Origin of the sequence: Rhodococcus sp. NPDC060176, assembly GCF_042728675.1 — a bacterium.
Classification (GTDB): domain Bacteria; phylum Actinomycetota; class Actinomycetes; order Mycobacteriales; family Mycobacteriaceae; genus Rhodococcus_F.
The window spans coordinates 1264536-1288885 of record NZ_JBHWYS010000001.1; the positions used below are offsets into that span (position 1 = coordinate 1264536).

At 61.4% G+C, this 24350-nt stretch carries 23 protein-coding genes, 4 tRNA genes and 1 pseudogene; 12 read left to right on the forward strand and 16 right to left on the reverse strand.

Annotated features, from left to right (window positions below; all coding sequences use genetic code 11):
* The first annotated feature begins 47 nt into the window (after positions 1 to 47).
* Positions 48 to 794 carry an SDR family oxidoreductase gene (locus ACFWEM_RS06150; protein WP_378531999.1) on the forward strand — a complete coding sequence of 249 codons (747 nt, stop codon included), beginning with the start codon at positions 48 to 50 and terminating at the stop codon, positions 792 to 794.
* A 58-nt stretch (positions 795 to 852) separates the two neighbouring features.
* Here ACFWEM_RS06150 and phoU read toward each other — a convergent pair whose 3' ends face one another.
* The 5 genes from phoU to ACFWEM_RS06175 form a co-directional block, all read right to left on the reverse strand.
* The gene (gene phoU, locus ACFWEM_RS06155) at positions 853 to 1548 is read right to left on the reverse strand and encodes a phosphate signaling complex protein PhoU (RefSeq protein ID WP_003940130.1); all 696 of its coding nucleotides are present in this window, start codon (positions 1546 to 1548) and stop codon (positions 853 to 855) included.
* 72 nt (positions 1549 to 1620) lie between these two features.
* On the reverse strand, positions 1621 to 3699 hold the full coding sequence (locus tag ACFWEM_RS06160) for an LCP family protein (protein ID WP_378532001.1): 2079 nt from the start codon (positions 3697 to 3699) through the stop codon (positions 1621 to 1623).
* A 152-nt stretch (positions 3700 to 3851) separates the two neighbouring features.
* Positions 3852 to 4994, reverse strand: coding sequence for a tRNA dihydrouridine synthase DusB (gene dusB, locus ACFWEM_RS06165; protein WP_378532003.1), 1143 nt, complete (start codon positions 4992 to 4994; stop codon positions 3852 to 3854).
* Between the two features lie 81 nt (positions 4995 to 5075).
* The gene (locus tag ACFWEM_RS06170) at positions 5076 to 6035 is read right to left on the reverse strand and encodes an acyl-ACP desaturase (protein WP_378446580.1); all 960 of its coding nucleotides are present in this window, start codon (positions 6033 to 6035) and stop codon (positions 5076 to 5078) included.
* Positions 6036 to 6163: 128 nt separating this feature from the next.
* The gene (locus ACFWEM_RS06175) at positions 6164 to 7042 is read right to left on the reverse strand and encodes a LysR family transcriptional regulator (RefSeq protein ID WP_378532005.1); all 879 of its coding nucleotides are present in this window, start codon (positions 7040 to 7042) and stop codon (positions 6164 to 6166) included.
* Positions 7043 to 7156: 114 nt separating this feature from the next.
* Here ACFWEM_RS06175 and ACFWEM_RS06180 point away from each other — a divergent pair, with 114 nt between their 5' ends.
* Positions 7157 to 8374: an MFS transporter gene (locus ACFWEM_RS06180; RefSeq protein WP_378532007.1), complete on the forward strand. Its 1218-nt coding sequence runs from the start codon at positions 7157 to 7159 to the stop codon at positions 8372 to 8374.
* Positions 8375 to 8431: 57 nt separating this feature from the next.
* Here ACFWEM_RS06180 and ACFWEM_RS06185 read toward each other — a convergent pair whose 3' ends face one another.
* Positions 8432 to 9019: a DUF937 domain-containing protein gene (locus tag ACFWEM_RS06185; RefSeq protein ID WP_378446578.1), complete on the reverse strand. Its 588-nt coding sequence runs from the start codon at positions 9017 to 9019 to the stop codon at positions 8432 to 8434.
* A 99-nt stretch (positions 9020 to 9118) separates the two neighbouring features.
* A complete protein-coding gene (locus ACFWEM_RS06190) occupies positions 9119 to 9565 on the reverse strand; it encodes a hypothetical protein (protein WP_378532009.1) in 447 nt (148 codons plus the stop codon).
* 100 nt (positions 9566 to 9665) lie between these two features.
* On the opposite strand from ACFWEM_RS06190, the gene ACFWEM_RS06195 reads away from it, so the two are divergent.
* Together ACFWEM_RS06195 and ACFWEM_RS06200 are read left to right on the forward strand one after the other, a co-directional pair.
* Complete coding sequence (locus ACFWEM_RS06195; protein WP_378532011.1) at positions 9666 to 10043, forward strand: MmcQ/YjbR family DNA-binding protein; 378 nt, start codon at positions 9666 to 9668, stop codon at positions 10041 to 10043.
* Between the two features lie 45 nt (positions 10044 to 10088).
* Complete coding sequence (locus ACFWEM_RS06200) at positions 10089 to 10673, forward strand: hypothetical protein (RefSeq protein WP_378532013.1); 585 nt, start codon at positions 10089 to 10091, stop codon at positions 10671 to 10673.
* A 1-nt stretch (position 10674) separates the two neighbouring features.
* Here ACFWEM_RS06200 and ACFWEM_RS06205 read toward each other — a convergent pair.
* The 3 genes and pseudogenes from ACFWEM_RS06205 to ACFWEM_RS06215 all read right to left on the reverse strand — a co-directional run bounded on the left by ACFWEM_RS06205 (position 10675) and on the right by ACFWEM_RS06215 (position 13550).
* A pseudogene (locus ACFWEM_RS06205) lies at positions 10675 to 11874 on the reverse strand (low temperature requirement protein A).
* An 84-nt stretch (positions 11875 to 11958) separates the two neighbouring features.
* Positions 11959 to 13047, reverse strand: a complete 1089-nt coding sequence (locus tag ACFWEM_RS06210) for an NAD(P)-dependent alcohol dehydrogenase (RefSeq protein WP_378532756.1) — start codon at positions 13045 to 13047, stop codon at positions 11959 to 11961.
* A 29-nt stretch (positions 13048 to 13076) separates the two neighbouring features.
* The gene (locus tag ACFWEM_RS06215; protein WP_378532015.1) at positions 13077 to 13550 is read right to left on the reverse strand and encodes a DUF4334 domain-containing protein; all 474 of its coding nucleotides are present in this window, start codon (positions 13548 to 13550) and stop codon (positions 13077 to 13079) included.
* Positions 13551 to 13671: 121 nt separating this feature from the next.
* On the opposite strand from ACFWEM_RS06215, the gene ACFWEM_RS06220 reads away from it, so the two are divergent.
* Positions 13672 to 14217, forward strand: coding sequence for a TetR family transcriptional regulator (locus ACFWEM_RS06220; protein WP_378532017.1), 546 nt, complete (start codon positions 13672 to 13674; stop codon positions 14215 to 14217).
* An 86-nt stretch (positions 14218 to 14303) separates the two neighbouring features.
* Positions 14304 to 15113 carry a CPBP family intramembrane glutamic endopeptidase gene (locus ACFWEM_RS06225; protein WP_378532019.1) on the forward strand — a complete coding sequence of 270 codons (810 nt, stop codon included), beginning with the start codon at positions 14304 to 14306 and terminating at the stop codon, positions 15111 to 15113.
* Positions 15114 to 15151: 38 nt separating this feature from the next.
* On the opposite strand, the gene ACFWEM_RS06230 is transcribed toward ACFWEM_RS06225, so the two are convergent.
* Both ACFWEM_RS06230 and ACFWEM_RS06235 read right to left on the reverse strand, forming a co-directional pair.
* Positions 15152 to 16348 (reverse strand): PrsW family intramembrane metalloprotease, encoded by a 1197-nt coding sequence (locus ACFWEM_RS06230; RefSeq protein WP_378532021.1) that lies wholly within the window; start codon positions 16346 to 16348, stop codon positions 15152 to 15154.
* Positions 16348 to 17019: a hypothetical protein gene (locus ACFWEM_RS06235; protein WP_378532023.1), complete on the reverse strand. Its 672-nt coding sequence runs from the start codon at positions 17017 to 17019 to the stop codon at positions 16348 to 16350. Before ACFWEM_RS06235 ends, ACFWEM_RS06230 begins: the two co-directional genes overlap by 1 nt.
* A gap of 448 nt (positions 17020 to 17467) precedes the next feature.
* Here ACFWEM_RS06235 and ACFWEM_RS06240 point away from each other — a divergent pair, with 448 nt between their 5' ends.
* On the forward strand, positions 17468 to 17722 hold the full coding sequence (locus tag ACFWEM_RS06240) for a hypothetical protein (RefSeq protein WP_378532025.1): 255 nt from the start codon (positions 17468 to 17470) through the stop codon (positions 17720 to 17722).
* Positions 17723 to 17784: 62 nt separating this feature from the next.
* Positions 17785 to 18636 (forward strand): alpha/beta fold hydrolase, encoded by an 852-nt coding sequence (locus ACFWEM_RS06245; protein WP_378532027.1) that lies wholly within the window; start codon positions 17785 to 17787, stop codon positions 18634 to 18636.
* 73 nt (positions 18637 to 18709) lie between these two features.
* Here the strand turns inward: ACFWEM_RS06245 and ACFWEM_RS06250 are convergent.
* The 3 genes from ACFWEM_RS06250 to ACFWEM_RS06260 form a co-directional block, all read right to left on the reverse strand.
* Positions 18710 to 18782 (reverse strand) — tRNA-Lys (locus ACFWEM_RS06250).
* Positions 18783 to 18794: 12 nt separating this feature from the next.
* Positions 18795 to 20186 (reverse strand): MFS transporter, encoded by a 1392-nt coding sequence (locus ACFWEM_RS06255; RefSeq protein ID WP_378532029.1) that lies wholly within the window; start codon positions 20184 to 20186, stop codon positions 18795 to 18797.
* Positions 20183 to 20674 (reverse strand): MarR family winged helix-turn-helix transcriptional regulator, encoded by a 492-nt coding sequence (locus ACFWEM_RS06260; protein ID WP_378532031.1) that lies wholly within the window; start codon positions 20672 to 20674, stop codon positions 20183 to 20185. Before ACFWEM_RS06260 ends, ACFWEM_RS06255 begins: the two co-directional genes overlap by 4 nt.
* Positions 20675 to 21081: 407 nt before the next feature.
* Between ACFWEM_RS06260 and ACFWEM_RS06265 the strand changes: the two genes are divergently transcribed.
* From ACFWEM_RS06265 to ACFWEM_RS06280, 4 genes are all read left to right on the forward strand, one after another.
* Entirely contained in the window at positions 21082 to 21735 is a 654-nt protein-coding gene (locus ACFWEM_RS06265; protein ID WP_378532033.1) for a TetR family transcriptional regulator, read from the forward strand.
* Positions 21736 to 21847: 112 nt separating this feature from the next.
* A tRNA-Glu gene (locus tag ACFWEM_RS06270) sits at positions 21848 to 21920 on the forward strand.
* 135 nt (positions 21921 to 22055) lie between these two features.
* Positions 22056 to 22129: transfer RNA gene (locus ACFWEM_RS06275), tRNA-Asp, on the forward strand.
* A gap of 70 nt (positions 22130 to 22199) precedes the next feature.
* A tRNA-Phe gene (locus ACFWEM_RS06280) sits at positions 22200 to 22276 on the forward strand.
* A gap of 492 nt (positions 22277 to 22768) precedes the next feature.
* On the opposite strand, the gene ACFWEM_RS06285 is transcribed toward ACFWEM_RS06280, so the two are convergent.
* The gene (locus ACFWEM_RS06285; protein ID WP_378532035.1) at positions 22769 to 24160 is read right to left on the reverse strand and encodes an MFS transporter; all 1392 of its coding nucleotides are present in this window, start codon (positions 24158 to 24160) and stop codon (positions 22769 to 22771) included.
* Positions 24161 to 24350 lie beyond the last annotated feature (190 nt).

Below are 24350 nucleotides of genomic sequence, written 5' to 3' on the forward strand. Positions count from 1 at the left end.
GTGACCAGGCCGAAGAGAGCCGGGCGCACAGGTTTGACGGAGGCATCATGCGAATTGTTGTTCTGGGCGGAACCGGCCAGATGGGAAAACTGGTCGTAGAGCAGGCCAAGGCAAGGGGCCATGACGTGGTCGCTGCCGCTCGATCGACGGGAGTCGACATCTCCACGGGTGCCGGGTTGGACGAAGCGGTTGCCGGCGCCGACGTGGTTGTCGACGTGAGCGATCACGTCACCAACAGTGCCAAGAAGGCGATCGAGTTCTTCGAGACCGGAGCGAGGAATATCGCCGCGGCTGAAACCAGAGCCGGCGTGAAGCACCACGTTTTGCTTTCGATCGTGAACTGCGACGATCCGCAGCTGAAGTCGTTCGGGTACTACCAGGGAAAAGCTGCCCAGGAACGCGCGGTGGAAGCGTCGGGCGTTCCCTTCACGATCCTGCGATCCACTCAGTGGTTCGAATTCGGCGAGAAGACCATCGCCCTCTTCGGACTGGGGCCGATCGCGATGGTTCCCCGGATGCGGTCACAACCGGTGGCGGCGAAGACCGTTGCCGAGGCGCTCGTGACCTGTGCTGAGAACGGTCCGACCGGTAGGGCCCCAGACCTGGCCGGGCCCGAGGTCCTCGAGATCCCGGCCATGACGCGCGAGATCTTGAAATACCGTGGCCGGCGCAGATTGCTGATCCCGATCTCGATGCCGGGAGCGGGTAAGGCGATGAAGGGTGGGGCGCTGTTGCCCGGGCCTGGATCGACAACTGCGGGACCCACGTTGGAAGCCTGGTTGCACGAGAACTGAATAGGAAAGGCGGCCGCGCAAGTGCGCGGCCGCCTTTTACTCACGTGGACGGTTGGGTTCAGAGATCCGGGTACGAGGTGAGGTTGTCGACCTTCTCGGTGGTTTCCGGCTCTTCGGGCAGCTTGCCGGTCACCAGGAAGATGACGCGTCGGCCGACCTCGACAGCGTGGTCGGCGAACCGCTCGTAGAAGCGGCCGAGCAGAGTGACGTCGACTGCGGCGGCTACGCCGTGCTTCCACTCGCGATCCATGAGGACGGTGAAGAGGTGGCGGTGGAGGTCGTCCATCGCTTCGTCTTCTTCGCGCAGGCGGGCAGCGCGCTCGGGGTCGCGGGTCTCGAGTACGACCTTGGCGGCTGCACCGATGGAGACGGCGATGCGTCCCATCTCGGCGAAGTAGCCGTTGACCTCTTCAGGAAGCACGTGGTTGGGATGTCGGCGGCGCGCGATCTTGGCGACGTGCAGGGCGAGTGCACCCATGCGGTCGATGTCGGCGACGATCTGGATTCCGCTGACCACCGAGCGCAGATCTCCGGCAACGGGAGCCTGCAAGGCAAGCAACGCAAACGCACGCTCCTCGCAGATGGTGCTGAGTTCGGTGATCTTGTCGTGTTCGCCGATTACTTGTTCTGCCAGGGACAGGTCTGCCTGGAGCAGGGACTGGGTGGCGCGCTCCATAGCGGCACCTGCCAGTCCTGCCATCTCGCCGAGCGTGTCTGCAAGCTCGGTCATCTGTTCGTTGTAAGCCACGCGCATGAGGTCAGAGCCTACGTGCCGTGAAAGACCAAGTCACAAGCACCAGGTGAACGCAAGGTGAATGAACAAGTCTCAGTCGCAGGTGGTGTCTCCGGCGTTGACGCTGGCGATGTCGGCGGGCAGAGCCGTCGAGGTGCTGGTGTCGACCGACGTCGGATTTGCCGCCAGCATGGTCCCCGGCTCGGCGGGGGCGACGACGGTGCCGGAGAAATTGCTTCCGACGACGACCTCGATCATGTCTCCCATGCTCGGAGCGAGAACGAGAACCGCACCGGGAATCGACGACGCGACGGTCACCGCTTCAGCCTCGTAGCCTGCGGCGTAGCGCACGACGGTGGTTGATGCCTGAGCATTCGCCAGGCCGGTGGCTGCGCTGAAGTTACCGACCGTGGAGATCTGGAAACCGTAAGCCGCGAGGCTGTCGGCGATCGTCGCAGCCTGCCCGGCGATTCCCGACGCGTTGGAGACGTCGACCGAGATGTTGTAGGCGCTCATCGCCTCGACGGAAGTGGCGGCCGGCGGCGTGCTGGACGTAGGAGCGGTTGTCGTGGAACTGGTCGACGACGGTGTGGTGTCCTCGCGCTCTTCACCCGGAAGTGGATCGTCGTCGATGATTGCTTGGAAGAGGGACTTGATCTCGTCGGTGCGAGGAATCTCGTTGCCCCAGTCGTTGGTGCCGTCGGTGGGGACCGTCAAGAACGTGACCGCGCCTGCATCGACGTTCTGCAGCGAACGGCCGAGGGTGACCAGTGATTTCGTGTCGATGTTCTCGACGAACGTGTCGCTGGTGAAGGCGTTGATAAATCCGTTGAGCTTGCTCGGATTCAGGAGGACCTGGTTGGACAGGGCCGAGCGAAGCAGCGCCGACAGGAACTTCTGCTGACGGGTGATGCGTCCGTAGTCGCCGTTGCCTTCGGCTTCGACGTGGCGGGCGCGCACGTAGTTGAGTGCGGTACGGCCGTCGAGCATCTGCGTGCCGCCGGACGCGAGGACGGTTCCGAGGATGCCGTCCTCGATCGGTCCGGGGGAGCAGACGTTCACGCCGCCGACGGTGTCGACCATGCGCTCGAAACCGGCGAAGTCCATTCCGACGAAGTGCCCGATTTTCAGGCCGGACATCTTCTGGATGACCTTGACCAGGCACTTCGGGCCACCGAGTGCGTACGTCGCATTGAGCTTGTCGCCACTGGCTGCCGGAAAGGTTTCGCTGGTGTACTTGCCGGCGTCGTTGTCCCAGCCCTGGCAGATCGGACGTTCGACGTCGAGGTCACGAGGGAAGGAGACTGCGACGACACGGCTTCGGTCGGCGGGAATGTTCACCAGCATGACCGTGTCGGCTCGGGCACCTTCGGCGTCTTCGACGGTTCCGGCGCCGATTTCACCGCTCGCACCGGCGCGGGTGTCGGTGCCGATGATCAGGTATGTCTCGTCACCGAGCTGGCCGCCGGCGTCGATGATGTCGTCGGATTCGGTGTCGAGTGCTGCAATCTGATCGAAGCCGCCTTCGACTGATCGCAGATAACCCCAGACGACGCCGGTCAATGCGAGCGACATGACGGCCAGGAACGCTACTGCTGATCGGCCGATCACTTTTGCGCGATGGCGTCGGCGAATCTTGCTTTGCGCCAGGCGGGTGGCGCCGGTGTCACCGACTACTCGCGGCACTGCGGAGGTGACGGGATGTTCTTCGGTTATCCAGTCCGCTGCGGCAGCCGGGACTGTCGGGCGCGCGGGAATCGGCCGGGCTGGGGGCGGTGCCGATGCCGCCCGGGGCGGTGCCGATGCCGCCCGGGGCGGTGCCGACGGCGCCGGGGGTGGTGCCGATGCAGCTCGCGATGGAGTCTTAGGTGGGGTGGACTTGGGCGGCGCAGCCGGGGCTGGTGGCGGCTTTTTGTCGCCTACCCGGCGGACCAACTCGGCGACTGACACGGAGTCGTCGGTCGGAGGAGAATCCCGTCGGCCGGTACGTCCACTGCTGCGACGCTCCGGGGGAGTGGGCGGTTGCGGTGCTGGTCGCTGGGGTGTGGCTGGGCGCTGGGGCGTTGCCGGTTGGTCCGGTCGGGCGCTGCGGAAGCGCTTGTCTGCGAGCGGACGTTCCCAGGGGGCGCGGCTCTCGGGCGGAGGTGGGCCCGAATCGTGATCATCACCCACCGATGCAACCTGTCCCGTCGTCGACTGTCAGTAACTCGTCATTCAGATGCCGGCGTCAACCGAGTTTGTCGACGAAGCTGGAGCCATATTACTGGTGAATCCTGAGTGCTCCACTCAGAAAGTGATGTGAGTAATCCGACGGCGTGTTTTCGCTAGCCGCCAGAGTGCATCATGTCAGCGCCCACCGGCACAAGGTCGTCTTCGGGATCGTCGAGCCACCCTTCCGGAAGTGCTACCTGACCGGGTGAGCCTTGGCGTCCGCGCGGGCCTTCGGCGTCCTTGGGGAACGGGACGTCGTGATCGAGCTGTCCGAGCAGGTCGTCCAGTTCGGACAACGTGCTGACCAGAGCCATCGAGACCCGCAGATCCGATCCGACCGGGAACCCACGCATGTACCAGGAGACGTGCTTGCGGAGTTCGCGCAAGCCCTTCATTTCACCGTGATGCGCGGCGAGCAGTTGGGCGTGACGGGCGATGATCTTGGTGACTTCGCCGAGCGTCGGCGGCGTGGCGATCTGTTGTCCGTTGAGAGCTGCACTGAGTTCCGCGAACAGCCATGGCCGTCCGAGGCAGCCGCGTCCGACGACGACGCCGTCGCAGCCGGTCTCGTTCATCATGCGGGCAGCATCCGAGGCGTCGAAGATGTCGCCGTTGCCGAGGATCGGAACATCGGTTACGTGCTCCTTGAGACGCGTGATCTCGTTCCAGTCGGCGGTGCCGGAGTAGCGCTGCGACGCGGTTCGTGCGTGAAGCGCGACGGCAGCAGCGCCTTCAGCTGCGGCGATCCGGCCGGCGTCGAGGTGTGTGTGGTGTTCGGGGTCGATACCGACGCGCATCTTGACGGTGACCGGAATGTCGGTGCCTTCGGTGGCGCGCACGGCCGCCGCGACGATCTGTCCGAACAGTCGACGCTTGTACGGCAGCGCAGATCCGCCGCCCTTGCGGGTCACCTTCGGTACCGGGCAGCCGAAGTTCATGTCGATGTGATCGGCCATGTTCTCGTCGACGATCATCTTGGCCGCGGCGTACGTCGTATCCGGGTCGACGGTGTACAGCTGCAGCGACCTGGGTGTTTCGGTCGGGCCGAACGTGGTCATGTGCAACGTGGCCGGCTGACGTTCGACGAGCGCGCGTGCGGTGACCATTTCGCAGACGTAGAGCCCGGACGTGCTGCCTGCACGTTCGAGTTCGAGTTCACGGCACAGCGTGCGGAAGGCGACGTTGGTGACGCCCGCCATGGGTGCGAGGACCACGGGGCTGTGCAGCTCGAGTGAACCGATACGAAGGGATGACATGACTACCTCTGAACAAATATTTGTGACAATTGGAAGTGCCCGGCACCGAATCCGGTACCGGGCACAGAATAGCTGGTGAAACTAAGAAGCCTGCTGTTCGCGCTTGGCGGCTTCGCGTGCGAGCATGCGATCGCGCTGCTCCTCGAACTTGGTCGCGTTGGCGGCGAGGGTCTCGAGGAAGGCCGCCAACTCCTCGCGCGTGTTCTCGCCTTCGGCACTGAAATCGTTGCGCTCGAAGATGTTCCACTTGCGCAGGACGGGCCAGACGACCTCGTCGAGGTGCTGGCGAAGGTCGTAGATACCGTGCTTGGCCATGAGAGCGCCGTTGCGGCGGAAGTTCGGCATTCCGGCGCCGGGCATCTGGAAGTTCTGGACGATGTTCGCCACAGCCTTGAGAGCCTGATCGGGAGCAAGATCGAGCGCGGCGGCGCAGATGTTGCGGTAGAAGATCATGTGCAGGTTCTCGTCCGCCGCGATGCGCTGAAGCATCTTGTCGGCAACCGGCTCGTCGCAGGCCTTGCCGGTATTGCGGTGGCTGACGCGTGTCGCGAGTTCCTGGAAGGTCACGTACGCGACCGAGTGCAGCAGCCCGGCGTCGCCCTCGTCGATGGGTGCGCTGTAACCGTTTGTCATGTGTTCCATGCGGAAGCGCTCGAGCTCGACGGGGTCGACTGCGCGCGTGACGACGAGGTAATCACGCATCACGATGCCGTGGCGGTTCTCCTCGGCGGTCCATCGGCCGACCCACGTGCCCCAGGCGCCGTCCTGCGAAAAGTTCTCGGCGATCTCACGGTGGTACGACGGCAGGTTGTCCTCGGTGAGCAGGTTGGTGATCATCGCGGCTCGGGCGACCTCGCCGAGTTGTGACTGCTCGAGACTCCAGTCTTCGCCGCCCATGGCTGCGAAGTTACGACCCTCGTCCCACGGGACGTAATCGTGTGGATGCCATTCCTTGGCCATGGAGATGTGGCGGTTGACGTTCTCCTCGGCAACCGGCTGCAGCTCTTGTAGCAGCTCCAGCTGCGTCAGAATCCTCGTCATTTCTTGCCTCCATGTTGAGTGAATGCGCGACTTCGCCCCAGCCTACGGCACCGTAGGTTTGAAAAGAATGGCATGAAAATTGCTCCCCTCGAGCGATGTTACCGATCCGTAGTTATCCGGGGGCACTTTCACGACCAAGTCGTTCTTTGGACGTAGTCGCGGAACGTCCGGGCGGGATCGGACAGCTCGCGGCTCTTCGACCAGATCAGCCCTATTTTTCGCTGTGCTCCTTCGATCGGTACGTAGACGACTCCTTCGGCCCAGATCGGCGGATCTTGAACCGGCATCACCGAGACACCGAAGGACGCGGAGACCAGTCCGCCGACCGTTGCCAGCTCGCTGCTCTCGAAGACGAAATTCGGAGTGAATCCTGCGGCCGTGCAGAGTTCATCGAGAATTCTTCGCATCCCGAAGTTCGGGTGCATTCCGATGAACGGTTCTTCGGCCGCGTCCGCAAGCTCGACCGAATGCAGCTGCGCAAAGCGATGATCAGCCGGAACAGCCAATGCCAGTGACTGCTGAGCGATCTGCATCCACGCCACCTGTGGATCGCGCGGCTGCGGCGAGACGACGGCCAGGTCGGACGTGCCGGCGGAAATTCTGTCGACCAGGAACTGGGCACTGTCCTGATGCAATTCGAATCGCACCCCGGGATGCTCGACGCGATATCCCCGCAGCATGTGCGGTACCAGCCAGGTTCCGAACGAGTGGAGGAAGTCGAGTCGCACCGTGCCGCTCTCGGGGCTCGCCAGCGACCGGATTTCGGTCTGCGCCGCGTCGAGGGCGCGGAGCGCGGTCCGAGCGTGTTCGTAGAGGATCTCGCCGTACCGGTTCAGTTCGAGTCGGCGTCCCTGACGGTCGAAGAGTGTCACGCCGATCTGTCGTTCGAGGCGTGCGAGTTTGCGTGAAAGGGTTGGCTGCGACAGGTGGGTCAGATCCGCGGTAGCGGTGACCTGTTGGGTTTCGGCGAGTACGACTAACCACTCGAGGTCTTCGGTCAGCATCACGAACCAAATCTATATGCGAATCAAGCATATAGAACTCCAAATTTATGCATTTTCTTTTGCCCAAGCTGGGCGGGAGGATTCTTACCGGAGGTAAGAGATGCCTGGAGGTACGTGGTGACTGTTGAGAACGTGATCGAAACCGAGGTGGCGCCGCTCCGCCGGGGATCCGCCGGGTATCGCACGCTGACCGTTGCGTTGTTCGCGGCCGGACTGTCGACCTTCATCTCGATGTACGCGGCACAGGCGTTGCTGCCCGCGTTCGCGGAAGGCTTCGACGTCTCGCCGGCGGTGTCTGCGCTGTCCGTCTCGGCGACGACAGGCATGCTGGCGTTGGCAATCATTCCGGCCAGTGCGCTCTCCGAGCGGTTCGGTCGCACACGGGTGATGATCGCGTCGGCGTCGGCGTCCTGTGTGATCGGTTTGCTCCTGCCGCTCAGTCCGACGATCGAGGTTCTGCTGATCGGGCGAGCGGCGCAAGGTTTGGCTCTGGCCGGGGTCCCGGCGGTGGCGATGGCCTACCTGGCAGAAGAGGTCGATCGGAAGGACCTCGGTGCGGCGATGGGGAGATACGTCGCTGGTACGACCATCGGTGGTTTGATCGGGCGGCTTGTTCCCTCGGCCGTGGTCGATTTCAGTACGTGGCGTTGGGCGCTGTTGACTGCGTCCGCGCTGTCGGCATTGTTCGCGCTCAACATGATCCGGCAGCTTCCTGCATCGAAGTTCTTTCGCTCGCAACCGATATCGGCGCGCACGATCGCGTCGAATCTACGACGCCACCTTGCGAACCCGTCGCTGCGCACACTGTTCGCTTTGGGGTTCATCCTGATGGGCGGCTTCGTGTCGATTTACAACTTCCTCGGGTTTCGGCTCACAGCAGCACCTTTCGGCCTTCCTGAAGCGCTTGTGGGCCTGGTGTTCCTTTTCTACCTCGCCGGAACTTTAACCTCGGCGGTAGCCGGCGGGGCCTCTGACCGACTGGGTAGGCGCAGCGTTCTGCTCGGCTCGGTTGTCGTCATCGGTATCGGCCTGGCACTGACCGTTCCGGACAATCTGGCGTTGACCCTCGTGGGGATGCTGCTCTTCACCGGAGGATTCTTCGCGGCACATTCGGTGGCCAGCGGGTGGGTGGGCGTGATCGCTACCGATCACCGGGCCGAGGCGTCGGCGTTGTATCTGTTTGCCTACTACGCGGGTTCGTCCGTGGCGGGCGCCCTCGCGGGTCTCGCGTACGCGGGTGGCGGTTGGGTCGGGGTCAGTGCTTTTGTCGGCGCTCTGCTGTTGGTTGCGTTTGCATTGTCGCTGAGGATGTTTCGATCCTCGACGGTTGACTGAACAGAGCGCTGCGGCGATCCCGAAGGGGATCGCCGCAGCGCTTATCTGCCGAGAGTCTTACTTTTTGCCGCCGCCGAGGAGACCGCCGAGCAGGTCTCCGAGGCCGCCGCCACCGGATCCACCCAAGATGCCGCCGAGTGCGCCACCGATGCCGCCGCCGGAATTGCCACCGCCGCCGAGAATTCCGCCGAGGAGATCCCCGAGCCCGCCGCCGCCGGAGGCCTGGGTCTGCGCACCTGCGCCGCCGCCGGTGAACTGCTTGGCGAGGTAGGCCAGGACGATGGGAGCGAGGATCGGCAGCAACTGCTTCACCAGATCGTTTCCGCCGCCGCCGACTCCGCCGAGTGCGCTGGCGACCTGATCGGTGTTGCCGCCGAAGATGTTCGAGACGATCTTCTGACCGTCAGCGGTGTCGACTTTGCTGATGTCGACGCCGTCGTCGAGAAGGCTGGTGTCGGCATGCGACTGCAACGCGCTTTCCAGCGAGGCCGCGCCTGCCGGATCTTGCGCATTGGCGCCGAGGCCACCGACGAGGGTCGGCAGTGCCGTCTTGACCGCCGATTCGGCAGTTGCCTGGTCTACGCCGAGTTGCTGCGCGATCTGGTCGATGGGGATCTGGGATAGAAGGTCGTCAAGCGATGCCATTGATGCCCTACCTCTTCTGGGGTACTACTCGTCAGTACCCGGCTGTTGCAGACACTAGTGAATGTCGGCGTCGACGGTAACCCTCCGGTTGCCGAGCGGTCAGGCTCGGGTCTTCTCGCGGGGGACCAGACACGCTAGGAGCGCGAGAATCAGTCCACCGGCCGTCAAGATGAATCCTGTCTGATTTGTCAGGATCGTGGAGTAGTTTTCCCTGATGACGTTGTCGAATTGGTCGTTCACTCGGTAGTAGAACGTGCCCAGAGTTCCCAATCCCACGATGATTCCGATCCACGCTGCAAGACGAGAACCGAACAATGCGGCAATCAGAATCAAAACGGCGGCGGCGAGCAAAAGTATCGCCATCGAACGGTAGAAGGTCACGGACTGATCGCCGATCTGCTCGATCGCCCAGCCCGCCGGAAAACCGTCCCGCAGGTCCTCGAGACGAACGTTGCCCGGTTTGACGCCGGCCAGAACGTACATGAACGAGCCGACGGCTACGGCGATCCCACAAATCAACAGAACCAGATGAACTAACGTGCGCATGCCACTCTCCCCTTGATTGGAGTTCGGTAACGCGGTCGTCGCCGAGCCTAGCCGTGTCGAGAGTGTGAAGCCCGGTATCGAAGCGTGCACAATCATCTCCATGCCCGACAACATGCGTCGACTCGAAGAGATCTCGCTGTCACTGCCGGAGGCAGAGCGTGTCGACATCGAAGCGTGGGATGGTCACCCGACGTTTCGGGTGCGCGGCAAGAACTTCGTGTTCTGCAACCTCGAAGCCACCTCCGTGACAGTCAAGTTGAGCAAGGAGGAAGCCGAAGCGGTAGTGGCCACCGAACCAGGCGCAAACGCTGCCGGCTACGGACTCGGCCGCCACGGGTGGGTTGCACTCGACATCGGTACCGACGTTTCCGAGGAGAAATGGTCACAGCTCGAGGAGTGGATCTACACCTCGTTCACCCTCGTTGCGCCGAAGCGGCTTGCCCGGATCGTTCTCGATGCGGATGCGGAACGCCCGTAACGGATAGATTCGTCAGTACAAACGCCGACTAGACGAGGAATTGTCATGACGACACCGGAAACTTCACCGGCCACCGCAAAACCGGGCATGCCGCCGTGGGCGAAGAAGGCCATCGGGATCGCAGTGATGGCGGTGGTCCTGGTCATCGCCTACTTCATCCTTGCCGCCTTCCTACCGCGTTGGTGGGCGCAGCGCATTGCGTCGCTGGCGAACGGCAGCTTCAGCGCCGGTATCGCGTGGGGACTACTGTTCGGTCTCGTCTGCACACTCGTCCCGCTGATCTTCTTCCGGGCGGTTTGGCAGGTGCGCAAGCGCAAGCATGCTCGAATCATGCAGATCACGGCTCTCGCGTTGGGTGTCATCTTCGCGCTGCCGAATCTGCTCTCTCTGACAGTTGTTCTCGGCAACAACAATGCAGCGCATGCGGGCGAGCGGATCCTCGACGTGGACGGTCCCGGATTCCGCGGAGCCTCCGTTGTCGGTGCAGTCCTCGGCGTCGCGTTGTTCCTGGGTCTCGTTGCGCTCGGCTACCTGTACAAGAAGCGTGGCAAGGATCTCGACAAGATGCGCGGTGAACTCAAGCAGCACGAGCCGCAGAGCAAGGGCGAGGCACCGGCTCCCGAAATCTGAGTCAGCTCTTCGATCGAGTACTCAGGCCGACACCGACTCCGACGGTTCCCGCCGCCACCAGTCCGGCGAGCGGGACCGCCCAGTGTCCGGCGAACGTGCAGGCGAGAACCAGGATTGCGCTCACCGGTAGAACGGCCTGCTCGATCCTGTCGCGCTTGAAGTGCCGTGAGTGCATGAGCCACACGAAGATCAAGAACATCGCGGCTGGGATCGTGACCGCAGCAGATGCTGCGAATGTTGAAATGTGCGCTTCGCCGACTGCTTCCTCGACGGCTACTTCGATCCCGGCGCCGATGGCCGCAGCGGACCCGAATACGAAGTAGTGTCCGTACCCCCACAACAGGACAGCGCGATTGCCCTGGTCTGCGAGGTACTCGTGGATCGGGACGGCGAAGTAGATCCACAACGCGGAGAACACGATCAGAACTCCGCCGACGGCAATGGGGATCAGTAGATCGGCGGCGTCGAAGTCACGAATGCCGGATTGGACCGCGATGGTGGCGGCAGCAATGGTTTCGCCGAGCATGATGATGGTGAAGAGGCCGTAGCGTTCGGCGATGTGATGCGGGTGTCACGGCGTCTGGTGGTTGCGTTCGGCGATTGCCGGCACCGCGAGTTCGGCAATCATCAGAACGAAGAAGCCGGGTATCCACGCCGACGCCGGCATCAGAAGCAGCACGATCCAGCCCGCCTGAACGATCACGAGTCCGGCGGCGTACTGCAGCGCTGTGGTTCGCGCCGCACCGGTTTCACCGCTCGCGGCTCGAAGCCATTGGCACGTCAGTGCTATCCGCATGATGAGGTAGCCGACGATAGCTGTCGTGCGGTCGGTTCCGTCGAAAGCGTCGGGGATTCCGGCGGCAAAGACGAGAACGCCACAGATCTGTACGAAGGTCGCGATCCGGTAGGGGACGTCGTCCGTGTCGTAGGCAGAGGCGAACCAGGTGAAGTTCACCCACGCCCACCAAAGCGCGAAGAAGACGAACATGTAACCGGCGATGCCGTCGGCGTAGTGGCCTTCGGCAACGGCATGCACCAGTTGAACTCCGGCTTGCGCAGCTGCCACCACAAAACATAGGTCGAAGAACAGTTCGAGTGGCGTCGACGCTCGATGGTCCTCGTCGCGGCTGCGTGCGCGCATCCGGATGATCGGCATAACGGCCCGGCCGTGGCCCGCGCCTGTACTGGTGTGTTCTGTCATCGTCCCCACCTTGCTCCGACGTGAAGTGCAGGAGCGCAGTCTAGGGCGAATTCCGCCGGGTCGACGAATGAGACATTTCGCCCCTCACCACACGAGAACGGGTTTGATGACGCGCCCCGACGCTTGATCTTCGACGGCTTTGTCGATGTCGGAGAAGGCGTAGCGCGTCACCAAGCGGTCGATCGGAAACCGGCCACCAGTGAAGAGTTCGACGAGTTCGGGGATGAATGTCGCGACTTCCGATTCACCTTCGATGCATCCTCGAATTGCCTTTCCGCTCAGCATGATGTCGGCCATGTTCACCTCGACTGTCGACGCTCCGAGCCCGACCACCGCCAGTGTTCCCCGCGCACGAAGTGATGCGACGGCTTGATTGATCACGGCGCCGATGCCGGTGGTGTCGAGGGAATGCGTCGAGCCACCGTCGGTGGCGGCGCGAACCGCTTCCATCGCGTCTTCGGTGGTCGGGTCGACGGTGACGGCGCCGAAACCCTCGGCGAGGCTTCGTCGATGTGCAACGGGGTCCACGGCAACCAGGGTGGAAACCCCGGCAGCCCGTGCTGCCAGCAGCGCCGCGAATCCGACGCTTCCGGCTCCGAAAACGACAAACGTCGAGTCGGGCTCGGGGCGAAGCAGATTCAGGACCGCACCGGCGCCGGTTTGGAACCCGCAGCCGAGCGGAGCCGTGACGGTCAGATCCACCGCAGGATCGACGACAACGGTGTTGTCGGCAGAGGCGATGACGTATTCCGCGAAACTGGACTGACCGAAGAATGCGGACCGTATCGGAGTTCCGTTTCGCCGGATCGGCGTCGAGCCGTCGGTGCGTGCGCCAGAGCTGTTGAGCCTGTGGGAGCTTTCGCAATATGCCCGATGACCGCTGAGGCACTGCCTGCACGCACCGCAACTGCGGTAGCTCAGCAACACGTGATCACCGGGTGAAATGCTGTCGATCGACGAGCCGACGGCCTCGACCACCCCCGCCCCTTCGTGCCCGAACACACAGGGGCCGAGGCTTTCCGGGAGCACCGACTTCGTGAACAGATCTGTGTGGCACAGACCTGTTGCGACGATGCGAACAAGGATCTCGTCTGCACGGGGTTCGTCGATCTCGACGGTGTCGAGTGTGAAGGGGGAGTGCGGTCCGTGCGAGAGCGCCGCTGTCATCTGCATTGCAGACGTCGAATTCTGTTCGGCGCGAATCACGCTCGCTCGAGTAGGAAGTAGTAGTGCTGCCCGCCGTCGAGAACCAATGCCGACTTTCCGTTCATGATGCCCATGAGTGTCGAGTCGTCGACCTTCTTGAAGTGGTCGAAGATCGGCGCGCCGTCGTAGACCATCGTCGCCGTGACTTCGCCGCGAAACTCGATGTTCCACAGGCTTGCTTCGCCATTGCCGCCCTTGACGTCGGAATAGAGGTTTCCGTCCTCGTCGCGACAGATCAACGGCTTAGCGTCCTCGACCGAGTTGAACGTCTTGCCGTACCAACGGCTCGCGAACAGCTTTTCGTGCAGCCGGTGACCGGTGGCGAAGTCGTCACCCTTCCATTCACCGAGTATGTCCGCGGCGGCGACGGTATCCAGCGCCGCCCACACGTCGTCGAGTTCTTCTGGCGACACACCACTTTCCGCTGCACGGAGCCGGGCGAAAGCGGTTCGGGCTTCGTCGAGATTCATGTCTCTCCTTGCATCGGCGGGTAGGCCACATGTCAGTTCGCGAACCAAATTGTTCGTCAACTTTGCACGCTACGCCGAACCGGATGGTTCGGCAACGGTCGATTCGTTCTAGGCTGTGAACATGCGCTCAGCAGGGGAAGCCACGAGGGACCGCATTCTGGCGGCCGCAAAGGACGAATTTGCCACGTACGGTCTGCCCGGCGCGCGGATCAATCGAATCGCCGCGCAAGCGCGTGCCAGCAAAGACCGTCTCTATGCTTACTTCGCAAGCAAGGAAGAGTTGTTCGCTGCCGTCACTGAACAGTGGACATCCGAAACCACAGCGGAGACAGCGCTTCGAGGTGATGACCTGCCGGGCTATGCAGGTCGGCTTTTCGACAACTACGTCGCCCATCCCGAGAACGCTCGATTGCAGCAGTGGGCGGATCTCGAAGCGCCGGATGTCATGAGCGAGGACGACATACGAAGCAAGACCTTCCGGCCGAAAATTGCGGAGATTCGCAAGGGACAGCTCGAGGGGCACATTGATCCGGAGTGGAATCCCACGGAATTGATTCTGTTGATCACGGACATCGCCCGGATGTTTGCGCTCAAGTCGTCCCGTACCGTCGCTCGACGTCGCGAGGCTGCGGTGGAGGCGGTTCGTCGATTGACTGCTGTGCCCTGACTCGGAGAATTACGGATCTCAATGCTGCTCCGCTAGGCGTGACGTGGAACTATTAATCCACAAATCTACCTAAAAGGGGCACATTGATGAGTGGTCGTTCCGGAGCACACGAGTTGCCGATAGGCGGAACCGATACTCCCGGTGATCGTTTCGGTCATCTGATCGAGCGTCGTGACGACGCAGATTTCCCGTTCTACAACGATGTTCCCGCTGCGCTCTCGGTGAAGCAATGGTTGACAGTGTGGGCATCCGTCGTCGTCGGATTTGCTGCATTGGTGCTCATCCCGCAGCCCGACAACGTTGTGGCCCTGATTCCACGAATTCTGTTCGTGACGGTTCCGTTGGCTGTGCTGGCCATGGTGACAAGAGATCATTGGCGCGCCCTGTTTCGCAAAGTCAGTGGCCACGATGTGTTGGTGATGATCGGTTTTGCCGTCCTCAACCTCATTCTGACGGTGGTATTGGCTTTGATCGTCAAGTCGGTTTTCGGGGTATCGGCCAACGACGTCATCGAGGATGTCGGCGACGCCGGCGCTGTGGACACCGTTGCCTTTTACGTAGGGACACTGTTCCAACTTGTCGGTGAAGAAGTCTTCACGATCATCCCGTTCCTCGCCGTGATGTACTTCCTGTTCGCCAAGGCAAAGCTTTCGCGCAAGAACGCGATTCTCTTGGCCTGGCTGATCAGTTCCCTGTGGTTTGCGGCAGCACACCTTCCGACATACGACTGGAATTTCGCGCAAGCCTTCATCATTATCGGTGGGGCTCGAATTATCCTGACGCTTGCCTACATTCGCACGAAGAATCTGTGGGTCTCCTCAGGTGCGCACATCATCAACGACTGGACGCTTTTCACGCAGGCACTGGTGGCCAACGCGGCGTTCCTCGCCCTCTGAACCGAGAAACGCCGCATTGGACAGTGGTCGGCTGTCGGTCAGAGCTTGACCGACGGCTGACCACTCCTGATTCGGCTTACCTCGGATCGAGCGAATTCGACTCGACCGCTTTCTGTTCCGCGGCCTTCGGCCAGCGCATCGGCAAGATCCGCGGCGGCCTCGAGCACGTACCCGTTGCGCTTGCGGTCGGCATGGTTTCCCGCTGACTTTCGGAAAGCCTTGCGTGCCTTACGGTCGCCGCACAGTGCCGTCAGTTCGTCACCGGTGATGACGCCGCGCTCGACCTCCGGGGCGAGAACCTCACGGAGGAACTGGCGCTCACGCGGAACCGTCATTCGAAACACGCGGACCACGAGGATCAAGGCGGCAGCGATCATAATGACGAAGAGCAGAAAGAGGAGTGCATTCTTGCCCTGTGCCAAGGCGCCGGCGGAATCCCAGAGGCCGTGGAGGAGCATCGCGGATGCCATCAAGGCGAGACCACGCCCAACACGCCGTGGTTCGGCCGGACGCCCAAGGAGGTAGACCAGTCCGGTGCAGAAGATCGCACTGTAGAGAGTATGTGCTGCCACTCCGAAGACCATGCGGAGGACGATCGTCGACATTTCGGCGCCGACCGGATTTGCTCCGAACTGCGAGGCAGCCGAGTTCAATGCGTAGAGAATGTCTTCGAAGATCTGGAAGCCGAGCCCGATGAAGGCACCGAGAATGAAGCCGTCGAACGCGGTGCGCACCAAGCGAGATGCCAGCGAGATGAGCAGGAGCAATCCGACGCCCTTGGCGATTTCCTCGGTGAACGGCGCTGTCAATCCTGCGCCCCAATCCGACGCCCATGCCTGTCCGAACGTTTTGGCGTACAGGGCAAGTATCGCGTCGTTGGCGTTCGCTGCCATCACCCACGTAGCCGCGAAACTGCCCCAGAAGAACGCCACCACGATCAGTTTGACGGGCTGGCGTGCGTACCGGTCGATGTGGTGGGTGAACCACCAGAAGACCGCGCCGTACACGCCGAAGAGTGCGATGGACAATGCTATGGCGTCGCCGTAGGCGGGTGCGGAGGCCGAGAGCATGGAGAAGAGCTTGAAGGCGCCGCTCACCACCAACAGCAGGTACACCCAGAAGGCTGCGTTGCGTGGTTGATAGAAAGCGAAAGACCGCCCCCAGCCCGAGTTTTCGATAGCTTCCGCTCGAATGGTGATCAGATCGTCGGTCGTCTGTACTACGGGAGCAGTCATCACTTGCCCTCTCCGGTTCGGTGGCCGATGCTCACTATCATGTGAGCGATGTCGTCGGTGATCGTCGGAGCCACGTCGCTCGGACCGGTGGACACCACTTCGATGCCCTTACCGTCGACGACAAATGCGGCGATCACGCCGTCTGTGGTCGAATTCGAGTAGCTGGTCAGCACTCCGCGGATGCCGCTTTCCGTAGTGATTGCGGAGGCATCGTCGCTCACCCGGAGTGACTTCTCGGTAGCGAGGGCATCGGAAGTCTTCTTGATCTGTTCGAGGAGGGCGTTTGCGTCACCGGTGAAAGACGCTGTGTATACGGTGAACATCGCACCTCCGTTCACGAGGGTGGCGCGAGGAGGGAACGAACCGGTCACCGGTGCATCAGCCTCCCGGACGCCGTCGGTGATTCCCCACCCCGGAGCGGGAACGAAGGTGACGCCGTACTGGAGTTCCATGACGTCGCCCGCGACGACGGGGTCGTCGTAGGAGACGGCGTCGTTGATCTGCGGAATGACGATGCTCATCACGATTGCGACAGCCAATACGATGGCGGCCGGAAGGATGGTCGTGCGGTCGAGACCGAACCACCGCCGATCAACCGGGACCCAGCGGTCGTCGGGTTCGTATCGGGTAGGCGTCGGACCTTCCCGTTCCGTGACGTTGGTCTGCGTCATCAATGCCTCGGCTTCTGTGGGTATCTGGGTTGAAGAGTTCGCGCACAACAGTTTCCGATGCCTGTTCACCGGAGAGCGCCGGCATGCCCCGAGAATCCGAGGAGTGAGCTTGTCTGTGAAGAAATTATCAAACCGGATGTTTCGGACTGCGGACGAAACGCGTTGTTTCCATCGGGACTTGCAATAGGTGCAGCTCGACCGTCGCGTGAGGCGGCGGTCTGGATTTACGGATTTCTCAGTAACGGTGCGTACGTTGGGCGTCGGCTCGTTGACGCCCTCGGGATGTTGACGTGCCGCCAAAACTTTTGTTGTCGACTGTTCAGATGCTGGTGAGCAAAAGGATCGCGGCCGGCCACCCTGGCTGAATATCGTCGACACCGAGCGTGTTCCTTCGGTGCGCGCACCTGTTCAGCATCTGGAGTGGACCCGTGTCGAAGTGGCAGTACGCATGAAGATCTCGAAGAAGATGGCGATGGTCGTTGTGGCGGCATTCGCCCTGACAGTGGGGTCGGCGCAAGTCGGAACCGCCCGCGCGGACACGCCGGTCAGGGTGAGCGTGGCCGGCCATGTAGTGAGCGCTGGGCATTTCGAGCAGGTGCGGCGCCCCAACCGGTGCACGAAGGCCGCACCGGGGAAGCCGAAACCGAGCGAGCAGAAGTCCACGAATCGCAGTGGGCGTCGAGGTGGTGGGGGATGCTTCTGACCTCGTCGGCTGCATTCGAAGGTTCCGTCCTGCAAATCTGACACACGTTCTAGTATCGGGTCATGGACGTGACTTATGAGGGGACCGAACGGGAAGTCGCTACCGACAAGGGCACCTTGCGCTATCACGAGGTAGGTGAGGGTCCGCCGTTGATCCTGTTGCACGGCTCGGGGATCGGCGTGAGTGGTTGGCGGAATTACCGGGGGAACCTCGCGGTGTTCGCGAAGCATTTCCACTGCTACATCCTGGAGTTCCCGGGGTTCGGCGTGAGCGATCCCGTCGACGGTCATCCGGTTCTCACGGCAGCTTCGTCGGTGAACCGATTCATGGACGCGCTGGGAATCGAATCGGCTGCGATGATCGGCAATTCGATGGGTGGGGTAGTCGGCGTCAACGTCGCAATGAGGTTTCCCGATCGCGTCCGCAAGTTGGTCACCATCGGTGGCATCGGTCCGAACATTTTCAGTCAGAACCCGAGTGAAGGCACGCGACTCCTGCAGGACTTCGCCGACGGTCCCAGTCGCGAGAAGTTGGTTCGCTGGCTCGAGTGCATGGTCTACGACAAATCCGTGATCACCGAGGAGCGGATCGAGGAGCGGTGGGAAACGGCCAACGACCCGGCCTCGCACCAGGCATTGTCGGCGATGTACGGGTCCAAAGCCTTTGCCGCTCAGCAGCAGATGATGGCCACCTCGGATGCACCGCCCTACTGGTCGATGATGCACAAGGTGCAGTGCCCGACCTTGTTGACGTGGGGGCTCGATGATCGGCAGTGCCCACCGGACATGCCGATGATTCCGATGCGACTGATTCCGAACGCAGAACTGCACGTCTTCCCGAACTGCGGGCACTGGGTGATGATCGAAGCCAAGCAGGCATTCGAGCGGGTGACCCTCGAGTTTCTGCTTCGATGACTTGCTGATGCATTCATGTAGCTCGAATGCACAAGACCCGGCGCCTCCGAATGAGGTGCCGGGTCTGCGTTTGTGCCCCCAGTAGGACTCGAACCTACGACCTGCGGATTAAAAGTCCGTAGCTCTACCAACTGAGCTATAGGGGCGCGGCGCAGAGTCTAACGGGACCGCAGGGTTCGTGAAAACACCACCCCCACCAGAAGTGCAATTCCGATGATGGCGATGGTCCCACCGGTGCGATGCAGACCCGCGTCGTCGATGGTTCCGCGCATGGTCAGCTCGATGACGACGGCAGCAAGATTGGCGCCGATGTACTGGATTGTTCGGTACAGGCCGATCGCCGTTCCGACATCTGCAGAGGTGGTCACCGAGTTGATCAGGTTCTGGTTTCCCATGTTGTTGAAGCCGTTGGGAATGCCCAGGATCGCCGCAATCAGTAACAGCGCCACCAGTGGCGTCGAGCTCGATTCGACAAAGGCGATCAGAACCCCGCCCACCGCCAAGGCGGCGGTGCCGATCAGCAGGGTGGTCCGTGCGCCGAATTTCCCGTACACCCTCGATGCGGACATGGTCGCGAAGATCCCGACCGCAGCGACAGGGAGCATGAAGAGTCCGGCGCTGATCGGTGACATTCCTCGGGCCACCTGCAGCCACTGGGGGAGTCCGAAGAAAATGCAGTAGAACGCCGTGTAGGTCAGAAGGGTCCGGCCGAGAGTCATGCTCAACGCTCGGTTTCGCGCGACAGCTCGGACGTCGATGAACGCCGAGGTGGTTCGCCGTTCCCACCAGACGAACAGGAACGCGAATAGAGCCGTCGACGGGACGAGGTACCACTTCGCTTGCTCGGCAAGAGAGAGGAGAAAGAGCATCGTAGATGTCGTCAGTGCCAGGAACAGGGCGATGCCGAGTGGGTCGAGAGACTTGAACAGAGCAGCGGCACCGGCCCGGTCGGGCAGGGCGGAGTCGCTCGGAGCGGCGAAGAGGACCCATATTGCAGTAACTACGACAAGTGGGAGGTTCACCCACATGATCGACTGCCAACCGAGTGTGCCGACCAGCAACCCACCGAGGGTAGGCCCCAGTGCGACTACCGATTGTGCACAAATGGTGAGTGTTGCGATGGCTGAACGGGTTTGAGCCCGGTGGCGATCGGCATATTCACGGATGACGGTCATTGCATTCGGATACTGTGTCGCGGTGCCGATTCCGAGCAGGATTCGTGCGGCGATCAGCCAACCCAGTGACGGAGCGAGCGAGCCGAGGATCGATCCGGCAGCGATCAGGCCCAACCCGGCGAGGTAGACGCGTTTGGCTCCGAGAATAGATCCGAGTCGCCCGGCAGCCGGGGCCGTGACAGCAGTCGCGATGTAGAGGGCCGAGATCACCCAGGCCGTGCCGGAACTCGAACCGAAGTAGGTGGCGATCGGGACGATTGCCACCGCAATCATCGACGAGTTCAGTGCTTGAAGAACGGTTCCCGAACCGAGAGCAAGACTCAGTTTCAGCGGAACGGAGGTTTGGGGTGTCGACGTTACGGCGACGGCGGTCACGGGTTCATCAGTGACTCCTCTGATGCGGATGCGGATGCTGGGGTCACGTCCTGGCCGAGTTTGCGCAGGATGCGGCCGGCGATCAGCAGCAAGTCGCGCTCGGCTTCGGTGCACTCGGCTTCGATGACCTCGGCCAGCCACGCTGTGCGTTTCGTTCGGTCTTCGTGCAGGGTCGATGTCCCGAGTTCGGTCATCGTGACCAGGACCGCGCGACCGTCCGATGGATCCGAACTGCGTGTCACCATCCCCTGCTCTTCGAGTGCGGTCACCGTCTTTGCGATGGACTGCGGCGTGACTCGCTCGAACTGCGCCAACGCTTTCGCGGTCGACGGACCTTGTCGATCTAGGTGGCCGAGGGCCTGGATTTGGCTTGGCGTGAGTTTGTGGTCGTTGCGTTTGGTGCGGAGCCGCCGGACGAAGGCGCCCAGATCATCCCAAAGTACGTCGATGTCGTCTCTGGTTTCGCTGCGATCCATACCTACGTTCATTTAGACAGTCTAACTGTGTTATTTCAATGCTTCCAGTGCTGTTTTGTCGAAAAATAGGGAATAAACAATCGCTTTGGTTGTTTAAAACACTGGGACTGTTACGCCTTGGTCGGCAAAAGTGATTTCGCCCGAATGGTCGGATTGTCGACGTCCCAGGCAATAAAAAGCTCGGATGCGCACCCCCTGTGCCGCACCCGAGCGGCCAAAACCATACCACTTGGTGTCCTTTGGGCATAAAGTCGGTTGTTGTCCCCTGAACAGCCGATTGCGACTAGTACTTTTGGCGGGTATCGCTCTAGTCCTTACGTAGGGTGTGTTGGAGGGGATACTGTGAAGTTTCGGGGGGATGACAGGCGCCGATCACGGCGATTCTGCGTACCAACTCTGCGAGAGGCACAACACCGTAAATGGCACGTCAACAAGAGCGTGCGCGGCGTACCCGCGCCGCCCTGGTCGAAGCGGCTGCAGTCGAATTCGCCAAGCGCGGCTATGCAGCTGCGTCGGTGAACACGATCCTCGAGGGCTCCCGCGCCACCAAAGGCGCCATGTATTTTCATTTCCAGTCCAAGGAAGAGTTGGCGCGAGCAGTTCTGACCTCGGCCATCGAAACCTTCACTGGAATCACTGATCGTTGGGCCAAGAGAACAGACCTCGATCCATTCGTCGCATTGCACGGACTCGTGCTCGACATTGCCGAAGTCTTTCGTGCCGAAGTGATCGTGCAGGCGGAATTCCGGTTGATCATCGAGCCCGAGTTCTACAAGGACGTGCAATCGGGTGGTGGGCAGGTCTGGGGTAAGACCGCTTACGAGTTGGCAGTGCGTGCCAAGGACGACGGATTGCTGCGAGAAGATGCCGACCCGGTCAAATTCACGCGCGTGCTGGCGGCCGGCCTTGCAGGTCAGCGGTACATGGCAGACCTGATTGCCTCCAGCGGAGAGCTGGGCGAGTGGTTCGAGGAGTCTCTCGAAGTGGTCCTCGAAGCCATGGCTACGCCGCAGTGGTTGGAGACGTTCCATCGTGACGGATGGCCTCAGGTGGAGTTCCCTGACACCGAATAGCGTACTTTTTCGCCCGTGAACAGGCGATTTGTGATTTCCGAATGCCGTGCCATAAGCTATCCAAGCTCCCAACGGAACGCCGTTGGGGTACTAGTTCGGAGAGATCCGGCGGGCCCCCTTCGTCTAGCGGCCTAGGACGCCGCCCTTTCAAGGCGGTAGCGCGGGTTCGAATCCCGTAGGGGGTACGTTTTGCGAAAGCGGAACGATGCAGTATGGTTTGACCCGCACGACACGCTTTGAGATGCACAAATGCCAGACCAGGACAGTGGTTTGGGAGCGGCTCGAAGATGTAGTACGGTTTCACAGCAAGGAAAAAGCAAGGCCCTGTGGCGCAGTTGGTTAGCGCGCCGCCCTGTCACGGCGGAGGTCGCGGGTTCGAGTCCCGTCAGGGTCGCAAAGCGTTGTTCTCAGTCACTTGATTGAGAACAACGCAATGCGATAGGCATTCGGTTCGGGTGCCGTCCGGCCAGGTAGCTCAGTTGGTACGAGCGTCCGCCTGAAAAGCGGAAGGTCGCCGGTTCGATCCCGGCCCTGGCCACCATAATATTTTGAGAAAAGGCTCCAACATCATGTGTCTTGACATGATGTTGGAGCCTTTTGTCGTTCAGTGATTGTTTTCCGTCCAGAGGTAGCTATTCTCCGTCCCGAACCGGCTGGGAATGCTGCAACGGGTAGCTGTAAGCATTCTTCCGGCGCTCACAGCTACCCGTCGCGAAGTCCAAACCTCAATCATGGCGCGGCATGAGAATTCGATGCTGTCAGTGGATGCTCTCATCGAGGTAGGAAATTGGTGTAAAACCTTGTAGTTCAGACCCTTTCGGTGAAAGCGCCTACTTGGCCACGTCTTCATGTCCGTCCGCATCCACCGCTGAGCGATATGTAAGGCATGCCCCTCATCGGTCTGCCCACAATAGTCCCTGAGTTGTGATGACAGAACAGTGCGAACCGCCGGGAAGCTCGGCACATCGAATCCTGGCGACGTATCGATCGACCGCTCTGGAAAATCGGTGACGTGGTAGGAATCTTCACCGTCTCAGGACAGGGCGCGACCCGACGTTTTCTGTCCCAAAACCACCACAACAGCGATCGCGGTGGCCAGTAATGCAACGAGGCCGAGGAAGATCTGCGTAAAACTGACCCCAGCCGCGGACAGGTAACCGATCGCGATTGGTGTGACGATGGCACCTATTCGCCCGACTGCGGACGCCGCGCCCATGCCTGTCACGCGGATCGAGGTCGGGTAGAGCTCGGCGGTGTACGTGTAGTAGACGGCAGCCACTCCGTTCAAGAATGCGGCGAGCAGCGCTGCACCTACAAGCAGCATCAAATTACTGTCGGACAACGCCACCACCAGGGCGGAGCCGGTTGCACCAAGCACATAACCGGCGATCAACCATTTGCGTTCCAGCCGATCGATGAGCAATTGCGCGACGTAGTAACCGGGGATCTGCGCGATCCCGACCACCAAGGTGAACAGGAACGACTTGGTGATTGTGAATCCCTTGTCCGTCACAAGCAGCGTTGGCAGCCAGGTGGAGAATCCGTAGTGGGCGCCCGTCAGAGCGAACCACAACAGCCACAACATCAAAGTCGTGCGTGCCGTTGGCCCGGCCCACAACTTCGTCAACGGCGCAAACATGCCCCCGGCACTGACATTGGACTGCGTTGGTGCGCTCGTCTGGGTCTGCGCGGTTTCAGCGAGAGCCTCGGGATCGACCTCGCATTTTCGTTCGAAGTCCTCGATTATGGCCGTGGCTTCGGCGACCCGCCCACGTGAGAGGAGGTACCTGGGTGACTCGGGCATGCTGCGCCGCCACCAGAGAAGCAAGACTACGGGCAGTGCTGCGATCACAGCCGCGATCCGCCAACCGGTTTCGGGGTGGGGTGCGATCACCACTGGCGCCAGTATTCCTGCCAAGATGTATCCGAGCGCAAGGAAACTGATGGTGCGGGCGACGAATTGGCCACGGACGCGAGCCGGCAGAAACTCGGAGATATACGGCGCGATCAAGGTGGCCTCTGCGCCGAGTCCCACGCCGGCGAGCATCCGCCAGACAAACAGTTCGGGAACCGTCGTCGAAGTCCCTATCAAGAGACTGCAAAAACAGAACACCAGGAGCGCGGTGAGCATCATTCGCCGACGGCCGAAGCGGTCCGCCAAAACGCCGGCCACCAGAGCGCCCACCAGGTAGCCGGCGAAAATCGACGACAGCAGCCATCCCGCCGTGCTTTTCGGAATGTGCCAAATCACGATCAGTGCTGAAAGCGCATATGACATGAACGCGCCGTCGAAAGCATCGAACGTGTAGCCGAGTCCACCCATCACCATCAGCTTGCGATGAGGGCGCCCGGGCTTGAGTCGATCGAGGCGGAGCAGCAAATCGTCCTCATTCGAGACTGCGTGTGTAACGGGTAATTCGGTCAAGATTCCTCCAATCGACGGGAATATCGTCGGCAACGCTAGCTGCATAGAGTGTCTTCTGCAATACTTGTTGCATAGAAAATATGAGTTTGCTCACGGTTGAGATGGGCCCTGCCGGTCTCGGCAAGGGTGGGCGTCTCCACTCGCGCACGTCCGGATTCGTCCGTTCAGATGAATTTCCGGTCACCGGGAA

Excerpts from the sequence above, each read along its gene's own strand:
- ACFWEM_RS06260 (WP_378532031.1), bottom strand. The coding sequence starts at position 20,674 with ATGAACGTAGGTATGGATCGCAGCGAAACCAGAGACGACATCGACGTA.
- ACFWEM_RS06245 (WP_378532027.1), top strand. The coding sequence starts at position 17,785 with ATGGACGTGACTTATGAGGGGACCGAACGGGAAGTCGCTACCGACAAG.
- ACFWEM_RS06235 (WP_378532023.1), bottom strand. The coding sequence starts at position 17,019 with ATGACGCAGACCAACGTCACGGAACGGGAAGGTCCGACGCCTACCCGA.
- ACFWEM_RS06170 (WP_378446580.1), bottom strand. The coding sequence starts at position 6,035 with ATGACGAGGATTCTGACGCAGCTGGAGCTGCTACAAGAGCTGCAGCCG.
- ACFWEM_RS06200 (WP_378532013.1), top strand. The coding sequence starts at position 10,089 with ATGACGACACCGGAAACTTCACCGGCCACCGCAAAACCGGGCATGCCG.
- ACFWEM_RS06220 (WP_378532017.1), top strand. The coding sequence starts at position 13,672 with ATGCGCTCAGCAGGGGAAGCCACGAGGGACCGCATTCTGGCGGCCGCA.
- ACFWEM_RS06195 (WP_378532011.1), top strand. The coding sequence starts at position 9,666 with ATGCCCGACAACATGCGTCGACTCGAAGAGATCTCGCTGTCACTGCCG.
- ACFWEM_RS06265 (WP_378532033.1), top strand. The coding sequence starts at position 21,082 with ATGGCACGTCAACAAGAGCGTGCGCGGCGTACCCGCGCCGCCCTGGTC.
- ACFWEM_RS06225 (WP_378532019.1), top strand. The coding sequence starts at position 14,304 with ATGAGTGGTCGTTCCGGAGCACACGAGTTGCCGATAGGCGGAACCGAT.
- phoU (WP_003940130.1), bottom strand. The coding sequence starts at position 1,548 with ATGCGCGTGGCTTACAACGAACAGATGACCGAGCTTGCAGACACGCTC.
- ACFWEM_RS06215 (WP_378532015.1), bottom strand. The coding sequence starts at position 13,550 with ATGAATCTCGACGAAGCCCGAACCGCTTTCGCCCGGCTCCGTGCAGCG.
- ACFWEM_RS06185 (WP_378446578.1), bottom strand. The coding sequence starts at position 9,019 with ATGGCATCGCTTGACGACCTTCTATCCCAGATCCCCATCGACCAGATC.
- ACFWEM_RS06230 (WP_378532021.1), bottom strand. The coding sequence starts at position 16,348 with ATGACTGCTCCCGTAGTACAGACGACCGACGATCTGATCACCATTCGA.
- dusB (WP_378532003.1), bottom strand. The coding sequence starts at position 4,994 with ATGTCATCCCTTCGTATCGGTTCACTCGAGCTGCACAGCCCCGTGGTC.
- ACFWEM_RS06150 (WP_378531999.1), top strand. The coding sequence starts at position 48 with ATGCGAATTGTTGTTCTGGGCGGAACCGGCCAGATGGGAAAACTGGTC.
- ACFWEM_RS06190 (WP_378532009.1), bottom strand. The coding sequence starts at position 9,565 with ATGCGCACGTTAGTTCATCTGGTTCTGTTGATTTGTGGGATCGCCGTA.
- ACFWEM_RS06240 (WP_378532025.1), top strand. The coding sequence starts at position 17,468 with ATGAAGATCTCGAAGAAGATGGCGATGGTCGTTGTGGCGGCATTCGCC.
- ACFWEM_RS06210 (WP_378532756.1), bottom strand. The coding sequence starts at position 13,047 with ATGCAGATGACAGCGGCGCTCTCGCACGGACCGCACTCCCCCTTCACA.